The 10,357-nt window shown below is 50.1% G+C and carries 10 protein-coding genes; 4 read left to right on the plus strand and 6 right to left on the minus strand.

Features of this window, described 5'->3' with window-relative positions:
* The 4 genes from ACOYIE_RS06035 to dapF form a co-directional block, all read right to left on the minus strand.
* A partial coding sequence (locus tag ACOYIE_RS06035) for a ComF family protein (protein WP_433411390.1) occupies positions 1-642 on the minus strand: 642 nt, incomplete at its 3' end.
* A gap of 97 nt (positions 643-739) precedes the next feature.
* Positions 740-1,915, minus strand: coding sequence for an LL-diaminopimelate aminotransferase (locus tag ACOYIE_RS06040; protein ID WP_433411392.1), 1,176 nt, complete (start codon positions 1,913-1,915; stop codon positions 740-742).
* Positions 1,905-3,518 (minus strand): CTP synthase, encoded by a 1,614-nt coding sequence (locus ACOYIE_RS06045; RefSeq protein WP_433411394.1) that lies wholly within the window; start codon positions 3,516-3,518, stop codon positions 1,905-1,907. The genes ACOYIE_RS06040 and ACOYIE_RS06045 overlap by 11 nt, the downstream gene beginning before the upstream one ends.
* Positions 3,515-4,360, minus strand: coding sequence for a diaminopimelate epimerase (gene dapF / locus ACOYIE_RS06050; RefSeq protein ID WP_433411396.1), 846 nt, complete (start codon positions 4,358-4,360; stop codon positions 3,515-3,517). The genes ACOYIE_RS06045 and dapF overlap by 4 nt, the downstream gene beginning before the upstream one ends.
* Before the next feature lie 951 nt (positions 4,361-5,311).
* On the opposite strand from dapF, the gene ACOYIE_RS06055 reads away from it, so the two are divergent.
* Positions 5,312-7,399: a glutamine synthetase III gene (locus ACOYIE_RS06055; protein WP_433411398.1), complete on the plus strand. Its 2,088-nt coding sequence runs from the start codon at positions 5,312-5,314 to the stop codon at positions 7,397-7,399.
* Positions 7,400-7,966: 567 nt separating this feature from the next.
* Here the strand turns inward: ACOYIE_RS06055 and ACOYIE_RS06060 are convergent.
* Both ACOYIE_RS06060 and ACOYIE_RS06065 read right to left on the minus strand, forming a co-directional pair.
* Positions 7,967-8,203 carry a hypothetical protein gene (locus ACOYIE_RS06060; protein ID WP_433411400.1) on the minus strand — a complete coding sequence of 79 codons (237 nt, stop codon included), beginning with the start codon at positions 8,201-8,203 and terminating at the stop codon, positions 7,967-7,969.
* Positions 8,194-8,547 (minus strand): flavodoxin family protein, encoded by a 354-nt coding sequence (locus ACOYIE_RS06065; RefSeq protein ID WP_433411402.1) that lies wholly within the window; start codon positions 8,545-8,547, stop codon positions 8,194-8,196. Before ACOYIE_RS06065 ends, ACOYIE_RS06060 begins: the two co-directional genes overlap by 10 nt.
* Positions 8,548-8,755: 208 nt before the next feature.
* Here ACOYIE_RS06065 and ACOYIE_RS06070 point away from each other — a divergent pair, with 208 nt between their 5' ends.
* The 3 genes from ACOYIE_RS06070 to ACOYIE_RS06080 all read left to right on the plus strand — a co-directional run.
* Positions 8,756-9,751, plus strand: a complete 996-nt coding sequence (locus ACOYIE_RS06070; RefSeq protein WP_433411404.1) for an FAD:protein FMN transferase — start codon at positions 8,756-8,758, stop codon at positions 9,749-9,751.
* A 1-nt stretch (position 9,752) separates the two neighbouring features.
* Positions 9,753-10,112, plus strand: a complete 360-nt coding sequence (locus tag ACOYIE_RS06075) for a NusG domain II-containing protein (RefSeq protein WP_433411406.1) — start codon at positions 9,753-9,755, stop codon at positions 10,110-10,112.
* Between the two features lie 20 nt (positions 10,113-10,132).
* The coding region (locus tag ACOYIE_RS06080) for a Gx transporter family protein (RefSeq protein WP_433411408.1) at positions 10,133-10,357 on the plus strand (225 nt) is incomplete at its 3' end.

The following is a 10,357-nucleotide window of genomic DNA, read 5'->3' on the forward strand; positions in this document are numbered from 1 at the left end:
AACCTTGGTGGATGCAAGCACATAGACTTTCGCGGCTCCCATATTGCGCAGCAGCCGAACCGCAGCGGCGGCAGTGGAACCAGTAGTGATAATATCATCTACAAACACCACAGATTTGCCCGACAGATCAACCCCCGGAAGCGGTAAAAAGGAACGCCGGGCATTGATGCGCCGTGCCTCTGCATTTGTTCGCGTGGACTGCTTGCGGGAAAAGGGGCGCTTTTTGAGGGTAGGTTTACAGGGAATGCCGAAGGGACGCGCGACGAAACGCGCAATCAGTTCGGACTGGTTATAACCGCGCTGATACAGATGCAGTGGGCCAATCGGAGCAAAGGTGATGAGATCAGGCTTCCAATCATCCAGATGAGCAGCCAGCAAAGGGGCGGTCTGCGCTGCAAACCAGTCAGCATAATGCTTTTTGTGTTCAAATTTGAATCGCTGCATGGCTCCCTTGACGGTTCCGGTATAATATAACGCAGCGCTGGCTTCCTCTGCGCCAAAGATGCGGACATGGCCGGAACAACGGTATTTTTCGCGCACTTCAGCAGCGCAGGTTTCGCAAAGCATCGCGGACTTTCCATCCTCAAAGGAGGACAGATTGGCACCGCATAGCACACATTTCTTTGTGAAAACAACGCCCATAGAATATTCCCCCACAGGATAAAAAGACGTACACGATGTTTGGCGGCAAGTGAATATCAAACGGTCTGAAAAGCAGATTCAGAACGACAGCGGAAGATTAGCCCAGCAGCTTTTTCAGCCGTGCGGCAGCTTCCAGTGTGCGCTGCTGGTCACCGAATGCAGTCAGCCGGAAAAATCCGTCGCCGTTTTTGCCGAAACCGGCGCCTGGGGTGCCGACAATGTAGGCATTCTCCAGCAGGTAGTCAAAAAAGGTCCAGCTATCCATGCCGTTCGGGCATTTGAGCCACAGATAGGGGCTGTTTTTTCCGCCGGTGTACCAGATGCCAAGGCTATCAAGCGTTTCAGCCAATACGCGGGCATTTTGTTTGTAATAGCCAAGTGTTTGCTGAATCTGCTTCTGTCCCTCTTCGGTAAAGCAGGCAGCCGCACCTTTCTGTACGATATAGGGTACACCGTTGAATTTTGTGGTCTGGCGGCGCAGCCACATTTTATTCATTTTCCCCTCTGCCAGCGCTTTGGGCACAACGGTCCAACCGCAGCGCGTACCGGTGAAGCCGGCCATTTTGGAGAAGGAGCAGAATTCGATCGCACAGGTCTTAGTGCCCTCGATTTCAAAAATAGAGCGGGGCAGGGTATCATCTTCAATGAAGCATTCATAAGCGGCATCATACAGGATAACTGCGTGCTGCGCATTTGCATAATCCACCCATGCCTGCAGGCCGGCACGGTCATAGGCAGCGCCGGTGGGATTGTTTGGCGAGCAAATATAGATGATATCGCACGCTACAGATGCATCCGGCAGCGGGAGAAAGCCGTTTTCCTCATTGGCATCCATAAAAATAATTTTGCGGCCGGCCATGACGTTGGTATCAACATAAACCGGATAAACAGGGTCCGGAACAAGCACCGTATTATCCGTGCTGAACAAGTCGAGAATGTTGCCAAGATCACTCTTCGCGCCGTCCGAAATAAAGATTTCATCCGTATCAAGTGAGACACCATGTCCCTGGTAATAGCCTTGAAGGGCATCATGCAGAAAACCATAGCCCTGCTCGTCGCCGTAGCCGTGGAAGGTTTCCTGTTTGGACTGGTCTGTAACCGCGGCATGCAGCGCATCAATCACTGCGGGAACCAGCGGGCGGGTTACATCGCCAATGGACAGTTTGATGACATCGGCTTCTGGATGGGCTGCCTGAAATTCGCGCTGCTTTTTTGCAACGGTAGAAAAAAGATAGCTTTGTGCAATGTTATCAAAATTGGAATTAATCTGCATGATCTTTACTCCTTTTCAGAGAGGCTGCAACGAACGATTTGAAGAGGGGGTGCGCACGATTGGGACGCGATTTGAATTCAGGATGGAACTGCACACCAATATAGAACGGATGTGTGGGGATTTCAACGGTTTCAACCAGCTCGCCTGTGGGCGAAGTGCCGGTGATGCGCATGCCGTTGCGTTCAATATCCTCGCGGAAGTTGTTATTAAATTCATAACGATGGCGATGACGTTCGGAAACCATTTCCTGACCGTAGGAAGCGGCCATGATGCTGTCCGGACGGACCTTGCATGGATATGCGCCCAACCGCATGGTGCCGCCCTTTTTGGAGATGCCCTGCTGACTCTCCATGAGGTCGATGACAGGGTGGGACGAGTTGGGATCGAATTCGGAAGAGTTGGCATCTTCATAGCCAAGCACGTTGCGCGCATAGCTCATAACGGCGATTTGCATACCCAGGCAAATGCCGAAATAGGGAATACCCTGCGTGCGGGCATAGTTGGCGGCACATATCATGCCTTCAATGCCGCGGGGACCAAAGCCGCCGGGCAAAATGATGCCGTCTGCCTCACCAAGCAGCTTGTCCGCAGTCGAATCATTGATTTCTTCGGAGTCAACCCAATCAATATCAACAAAGCATCCGGTTTCATAGCCGCCGTGCTGAAGCGCTTCGGCAACAGACAGATACGCGTCATGCAGTTTGACATATTTGCCGACCAGCGCAATTTTAACATGGTCTTTGCGGCTGGCAATGCGTTCGAGCATGGCAGTCCAGTCGCTCATATCCCCCTTGGGCGCACCGATGGACAGTTCGCGGCAGACGATATCGGACAGATGACTCTCCTCCAGCATCATAGGCGCCTGATAAAGCACAGGCAGCGTGCGGTTTTCAATGACGCAGTCCTCGGAAACCGTGCAGAACATCGCAATTTTATGCTTGATGTCATCGGTCATCGGCTGGTCCACGCGCGCAACGATGATATCCGGAGAAATGCCGAGACCACGCAGTTCCTTTACAGAGTGCTGAGTGGGCTTGGACTTTGGCTCATTTGAACCGGAGATATACGGCACAAGCGTTACATGAATGAACAGGCAGTTGCGGCGGCCCACCTCAACAGCTACCTGGCGGATAGCCTCCAGAAAAGGTTGAGACTCGATGTCGCCGGTTGTGCCGCCGATTTCGGTGATAACGACATCGGCAGAAGTCTTTTTGCCCACCGAATAGATGAACGACTTGATTTCGTTGGTAATATGCGGAATGACCTGTACGGTTTCGCCAAGGTATTCGCCGGCACGTTCCTTGTTTAGAACATTCCAATACACCTTGCCCGTCGTCAGATTGGAGAACTTATTCAGGTCCTCGTCAATAAAACGCTCATAGTGGCCAAGGTCAAGGTCTGTTTCGGCGCCGTCATCGGTTACATAAACTTCGCCGTGCTGGAACGGGCTCATTGTACCCGGGTCTACATTAATGTAAGGGTCCAGTTTCTGCGCTGCAATTTTCAGCCCACGGCTTTTGAGCAATCGGCCCAGCGAGGCAGCTGTAATGCCCTTTCCCAGACCGGAAACTACACCGCCGGTCACAAAGATGTACTTAGTCATATCTCAATTTCCCCCTTGAAAACAGTGGTTGCCGTGCCTGTCATAAACACGGTTTCGTCTGTGTATTGTACTGTCAGGTCGCCGCCGCGCAGATGCACAGTTATGCACGAATTTTTGTCTGCGTGTCCATTCAGCACCGCGGCTACGCCAACGGCACACGCGCCTGTGCCGCATGCCCAGGTTTCTCCGCTGCCGCGTTCCCATACACGCATTTTTAGGCTGCCGTCCGGCAGAACATTGACAAATTCTGTGTTTATCCGCTCCGGAAACAGCGTATGATGCTCGAACTTAGGACCAAGACGTGCAAGATCGAGGTCATCGATATCTTCTTTCAGGAAAAGAACGCAGTGTGGATTGCCCATGGAAACGCAGGTCATGTGATATACCCGCTCGTCCACCACAATTGGGACATCAACAGCAGAATTTCCCTCATAAAGAACGGGGATCTTTTGCGGCAGAAGAACGGCGGCCCCCATGTCCACACGGGCGGTCTGCATTTTACCATCCTGAACGGTGAGTTCAAGCGTTTTTACGCCGGAGAGCGTATCAACTGTTACGGTTGTGCGGTTGCCGACCATTCCGTTGTCATACAAGTATTTGCCTACGCAGCGGATCCCGTTGCCGCACATTTTGCCCTCCGACCCATCGGCATTGAAAATGCGCATTTGTGCATCCGCCCTGTCGGAAGGGGAGATCAGGATGATGCCGTCGCTGCCAACGCCGAAGTGAAGATCGCTCAAACGGATAGAAAGTGCTTCGGGGTTAGGCACGGACTGCTCAAAGCAGTTGAAGTAAAGGTAGCTGTTGCCACAGCCGTGCATCTTGGTGAAGGACAGCTTCACGCAGTTTCCCTCCTTAAAGATATATGAAAAATAGCGCATAAGCAGACGTAAAAAACGCCCATACTCATACACCATTTAGTATATCATAATTTGGTGGGAATTTCTCTACACATTTCAAAAAAAGACAAAAAAATTTATGCGTCTCCATTGCAGTTTTTGAGCGCAATCATACAAAACAACTTCATTGGGAAGCAGATTGCTGTCAGCGCCGCGTTCAATGCTGCCGGACTTTTTGCCAAGAAACGTTCGGGTCTCCATGGGCTCGCGCAGCGGCTCGATGGGCGGGTGAGTCACCTGAGAGCCGTTGATCAGAATTCTATCCCAGCAGATGGGGGAGTGAAACGCATCGGTGGCAGGCAACACACTTAGACGCATCCGCCATCATTTTTTGAAATTCAGAATCATAAAAATGCACTGCGTGGGCACATTGCCGCTCGCATGCACGGCAGACGATGTAACGGTCGCACTTGCGGATATAAAAACGCAATAGCCATTATCAGTTTCCTTCCTTATTGAAAGATACGATCATTGCTTCACCGCCGTAAGGTGCCCAAATGCGGTCAAGCACCGGTATATTTGGACCTGTTCGATTCCGAAAGTATTCGCCTGCGCTTCTGTTGGAAAGAGGGAAGAAGGCGGACGTCTTTGTCCGTTTTGTGTTCTATTTTGGCGTGGGAGGGACGTTCCTGTCAAGTGGAAAATCTGAGTTTTTGATGGTTTTTGCAAACTGTATAGAAATTCCAGCGGTCTGCTGCTGCAAATTTAGTATATTGCGATAAATGTTCAAAATATAGAAAAAAGAATGCCGTTTGGCCTTGACAAAGAAAAGATGGATGGCTATAATGCAAGGTGTTAACAGCAAAGGCGCTGTGGGAACACGACCCGCAGCGCCTGTTTTGTTTTACTGGTTTTGTTATCATTAAATTAACATAAGTAAGGAGCGATGCGTTCATGAGCACAGCAAAGAATGTTCCCGAGCTCTTCGGCAGTATGGTTTTTAACGAAACCGTTATGAAGGAACGTCTTCCAAAAGATGTTTACAAAAAGCTGAAGAAGACCATGAGAGAGGGCACTGCTATTGATTCGGACGTGGCGGCTGTTGTGGCAACCACAATGAAGGACTGGGCGGTTTCCAAGGGCGCAACCCATTATACGCACTGGTTTCAGCCGATGACCGGCATCACTGCCGAGAAGCATGATTCTTTCATTTCGCCCACTGACGAAGGCGGCGTTATGATGGAGTTTTCCGGCAAGGAACTGGTCAAGGGCGAGCCGGACGCATCCTCTTTCCCGTCTGGCGGCCTGCGCGCGACTTTTGAAGCGCGGGGGTACACCGCCTGGGACCCGACGAGTTATGCTTTTGTAAAAGATGGTTCGCTGTATATTCCCACTGCGTTTTGCTCCTATACGGGAGAAATCCTGGATAAGAAAACCCCGCTGCTTCGTTCGATGGATGCAATCAGCAAGCAGGCATGCCGTGTGCTGAAATTGTTTGGCAAGGACGTTAAGCGTGTGACCACTACGGTGGGACCGGAACAGGAATATTTTCTGATTGATAAAAAGGACTATGCGCAGCGCAAAGATCTGATCTTTACCGGACGCACTCTGTTTGGCGCCAAACCGCCGAAGGGGCAGGAGATGGAGGACCATTATTTTGGTTCGATTCGTCCGCGTGTTGCAGCTTTTATGCAGGAATTGGATGAAGAACTGTGGAAGCTCGGCATCTTTGCCAAGACCAAACACAACGAAGTCGCGCCGGCCCAGCACGAGATGGCACCGGTATTCACTACGACGAATATTGCAACCGACCATAACCAGCTCACCATGGAGGTAATGAAGCGCGTTGCGCAGAAGCATAACTTCATCTGCCTGCTGCATGAAAAGCCGTTTGAAGGCGTCAACGGCTCTGGTAAGCACAACAACTGGTCGATTTCGACAGATGAAGGAGAGAACCTGCTTGAGCCGGGGAAGACTCCGTCCGAAAATGCACAGTTTCTGCTGTTCCTGACGGCGGTTGTTAAGGCTGTAGACGAGTATCAGGATCTGCTCCGCATTTCGGTTGCTACCGCGGGGAACGATCACCGCCTGGGTGCGAACGAAGCGCCTCCGGCCATTATTTCGATGTTTATTGGCGATGAATTGCAGGCAATTCTGGATGCGATTGAGTCGGGCGAGGCATATACGGATATGAATAAGACAAAGATGGACCTTGGCGTTTCCGCTTTGCCGCCGATTCCGAAGGATACCACCGACCGAAACAGAACCTCTCCGTTTGCATTTACCGGCAATAAGTTTGAATTCCGTTCGCTGGGTTCTTCGCTGAATATTGCCTGCCCGAATATCATGCTGAATACTGCGGTTGCGGAGGAACTGCGTCAGTTTGCCGATGAGCTGGAGCGCGCAGAGGATTTCCGCGAAGCGCTGGTAAGCTTGATAAAGCGGGAAATTAAGGCGCATAAGCGTATCATTTTCAATGGAAACGGCTATGATGACGCATGGGTTGCCGAAGCGGAAAAGCGGGGGCTGCTCAACCTGAAATCCACGGTGGATGCGCTGCCGCTGTACATGGATGAAAAAAATGTAAAGCTGTTTGCGGAGCACGGCGTTTATACCCGCGTAGAGATGCAGTCGCGTATGGAGACCAACCTGGAAGAGTACGCCAAGACGCTGCATATTGAAGCGCTGACTGCGAGCGACATGGTTCGTCAGCAAATCCTGCCCGCATGTATTGCGTTTGAAAATGATTTGGCGCAGACGGTGAAATCTAAGAAGGATGCAGGGATTGCAGGCGGTATGGAGGCAGAACTGCTGGCCCGTGTTTCGGACAATGTGGAAACGCTGTACAGAAAGTGCGCCGAATTGGATGCGGCTGTAGAACATGCGCCTATGACTGATTCCGAAGAGACTGCGCATTACTATCGCGACACGGTAATTCCGCTGATGGATGCTGTGCGTGTGCCGGCTGATACGCTGGAAATGCTGGTAGGAAAGAAATATTGGCCTTATCCCACTTATTCGGATATTCTTTTCTATGTTTGACAGCAAGGCCTTTGCAGGGAATCTGAAAGTGCGGCGTGTTATGACAGAGGATTCCGTCAATACTTGTCTGTAAAAACTCTATAATACACAATGGCGTGTGTTTTTGCTTCTGAAAAGGGCAAAGGCACACGTCATCATGCTTTTTAAGGGGGTAGGATGCCCTGCAGACCGCTCTTTAACAGCCGAAGACGGGGCAAAAGTTAGAACAGAATTGCTTCAGAAAAGAAATAACCTCCCTCCGTCACTTTCACGAAGGGAGGGGCTTCTCTGCGGGAACAGAACGGCCCGATAGACGGCAATTTCATGTTCCTTCATCATAAACAAATATCTATCTCGTAACGATCATCAATCAATATAATATTTGTCTGTTCGTATCAACGCTTGGCAAAATCGACGGAGTTAGAACCCATCAGTCTAAAGGGTAAAAAAGGGAGAGCCAACGCTCCCTTTTACCCTTTGGACTGATTTTGGATATAAATAACATCCCTTCGTCAAAATGACGGAGGGATGTATATTCGCAGTCGGAAACCAATCAACAAACCGGAAATTAATAACATTCTTCGTCTGTTATAGTTTTCTACCAAACTCCCTAATTTCATCAAGTTTTTCTTTTATTCTATCTTCGTTTAGCTTTTTAGATGCAAATCCAGATTCAATCATTTCCTTTCTTCTTTCAGGAACCGAATTTTGAGCTCCAACAGAAGTGATAACCCCAATATCTTCTACCCCCATAATTCTTGCTGTCGTTCTATGGATTTCTGTGATACCTGCATAGATACCATCGATACGGCTACTCAGAAGCATACCGCATTTTTTAGTTTTGGCGGCTTGCCCAAGGCGTAAATCCTGCTGATTACCGATTGGAGCGGACCACTGATATTTTGAAAGTAGATTGGTGATGCAAGAATCAGCACCTCTGCCATATTCAAAGCTTCATATAACTCCTGCATATCATCCTTTTGTACACATACTCCATAATGCTGATTATGACAGTATTCACAGCCAAGACATCCTGATATCTTCTTTCGGTAAACATGAACGATCTGAATGTCATGATTTTTTTCTCTTGCACCATCCGCAAAAGCATTTACCATTGCCATCGTATTACCATTAACGTGTGGACTACCGTTTAATACTAATATATTCATAAGCGGATTCTCCTTTAAGCAATTCAAATTTATTGTTTTATTTACCTTATCATATTTATCTGTTTGTATCAATGCCTAGTAAAATCGACGGAGTTAGAGCCCCATCAGCCCAAATGTAAAAAAGGGAGAGCCAACGTGCCCACTTGCGTATTTATTTTATCTGTATTATAATAATTTAGTATGATTTTTTTGATATGGGAGATATGATATGAAACGATTCCTCGCAGCGCTGCTGCCTCTTTTGATGTTGTGCGGCTGCGTCAGCAGACAGTACAGCACAGATATTTTTGCAATGGATACCTTTATGACATTGACTGTGGCAGGAGACCGTGCGCAGGGCCTGATTGCCGAGTGCGAAAAGGAGATTAACACTCTGGAGCAGGCGCTTTCCCGCACACGCGAGGACAGTGAGATTTGGGCCCTGAACCATGCGGAGGGTGCAGCGGCTGAAGTGCCTGCGGCCCGTGAACTGCTGCTTTCCGCAATAGAATATGCGGAATTGACAGACGGTCTATATGACCCTACGGTAGCGCCATTGAGTGAATTGTGGAACATTGGCAAAGAAGAGGCCTGTGTTCCGGAACAGGCAGAGATTGATGCAGCGCTCGAGACCGTTGGTTTCAACAATCTGACTCAGTTGGGGGAGGATACCTTTGGCTTGCTGAATGGGGCACAGCTTGATCTTGGCGGCATTGCCAAGGGATATGCTGCCGACCGATGTGCGGCTCTTTTGCAGGAAGCAGGTGCATCGGGTTTGCTGATGTTGGGTGGAAATATTTATGCGGTTGGTACGAATGACGGAAAAAATTGGGTGATCGGCATTGCGGATCCGGCCAATCCTTCCGATTATATTGCAACGGTTGAGGTGCAGAATCTGTCCGTCGTTACCTCGGGTGATTATGAGCGGTATTTTGAGCAGGATGGAAAACGGTATCATCATATTTTTGACCCGCGTACCGGCTATCCGGCGGACAGCGGGCTGCGCAGCGTCACGGTAATTGATGAAAATTCAACCCGCGCAGATGCGCTGACAACCGCACTTTTCGTTATGGGGCTGGAAGATGGTATGGCATTTTGCGAAGAAAATGAAGTTGCCGCGGTATTCATTACCGCGCAGAACGAAGTGCATGTATCCGAACAGGTTTCTGAGATTTGCACATTTGATTTTGTAGGAGAGAAAAAGGGATATACCTATGCGCAGTAGGATGAGATGGGGCGATTTCATCATCATCGGTATGGTGTTCCTATTGGCGGCCGTATTGACAGCTGCACTGGCGGTGCGGGAACGGGGCGCGCTGCTCTATGCGGAAGTTTGGCAGCAAGGCGCACTTGTTGAGCGGGTTTTGCTGGAAGAAGATACGGATCGCATCATTGATCTGGATGGACACAACACGATTGTTCTGAAAGGAAAAACCGCCGTCATGCAGGCGGCAGATTGCGGAGATCAGGTTTGCGTCCGCACGGGTGTGCTGACGCGCGCAGGACAGGCGGCAGTCTGCTTGCCCAATAAAGTGGTACTGAAGCTGTCGGGTGAATCGCCCGGGGTGGATGCAGTGTCATCGTGAAAGGGGCAGGAGATATGCAGGTGAAAAGAGTGACGATGTGCGGATTGCTGACCGCCCTGGCGATCGTACTGTCACTGGCGGAACGATTATTCCCACTGGACGCGGTGGTGCCGGTGCCGGGGGTGAAGCTTGGCCTGGCGAACGTGATCACCTTATTTGCGCTGACAAGGCTGCGCCCGCGGGATGCGCTGGCAATACTCATCTGCCGCGTTGTACTTTCTTCACTGCTGATGGGCAGTGTGACG

Origin of the sequence: Agathobaculum sp. (genome assembly GCF_050946325.1) — a bacterium.
Taxonomy (GTDB): domain Bacteria; phylum Bacillota; class Clostridia; order Oscillospirales; family Butyricicoccaceae; genus Agathobaculum.

Bases quoted from the DNA above. Each gene is read 5' to 3' on its own strand.
- ACOYIE_RS06040 (WP_433411392.1), bottom strand. From the start codon at position 1,915: ATGCAGATTAATTCCAATTTTGATAACATTGCACAAAGCTATCTTTTT.
- ACOYIE_RS06045 (WP_433411394.1), bottom strand. From the start codon at position 3,518: ATGACTAAGTACATCTTTGTGACCGGCGGTGTAGTTTCCGGTCTGGGA.
- ACOYIE_RS06055 (WP_433411398.1), top strand. From the start codon at position 5,312: ATGAGCACAGCAAAGAATGTTCCCGAGCTCTTCGGCAGTATGGTTTTT.
- ACOYIE_RS06060 (WP_433411400.1), bottom strand. From the start codon at position 8,203: ATGCTTCTGAGTAGCCGTATCGATGGTATCTATGCAGGTATCACAGAA.
- ACOYIE_RS06065 (WP_433411402.1), bottom strand. From the start codon at position 8,547: ATGAATATATTAGTATTAAACGGTAGTCCACACGTTAATGGTAATACG.
- ACOYIE_RS06070 (WP_433411404.1), top strand. From the start codon at position 8,756: ATGAAACGATTCCTCGCAGCGCTGCTGCCTCTTTTGATGTTGTGCGGC.
- ACOYIE_RS06075 (WP_433411406.1), top strand. From the start codon at position 9,753: ATGAGATGGGGCGATTTCATCATCATCGGTATGGTGTTCCTATTGGCG.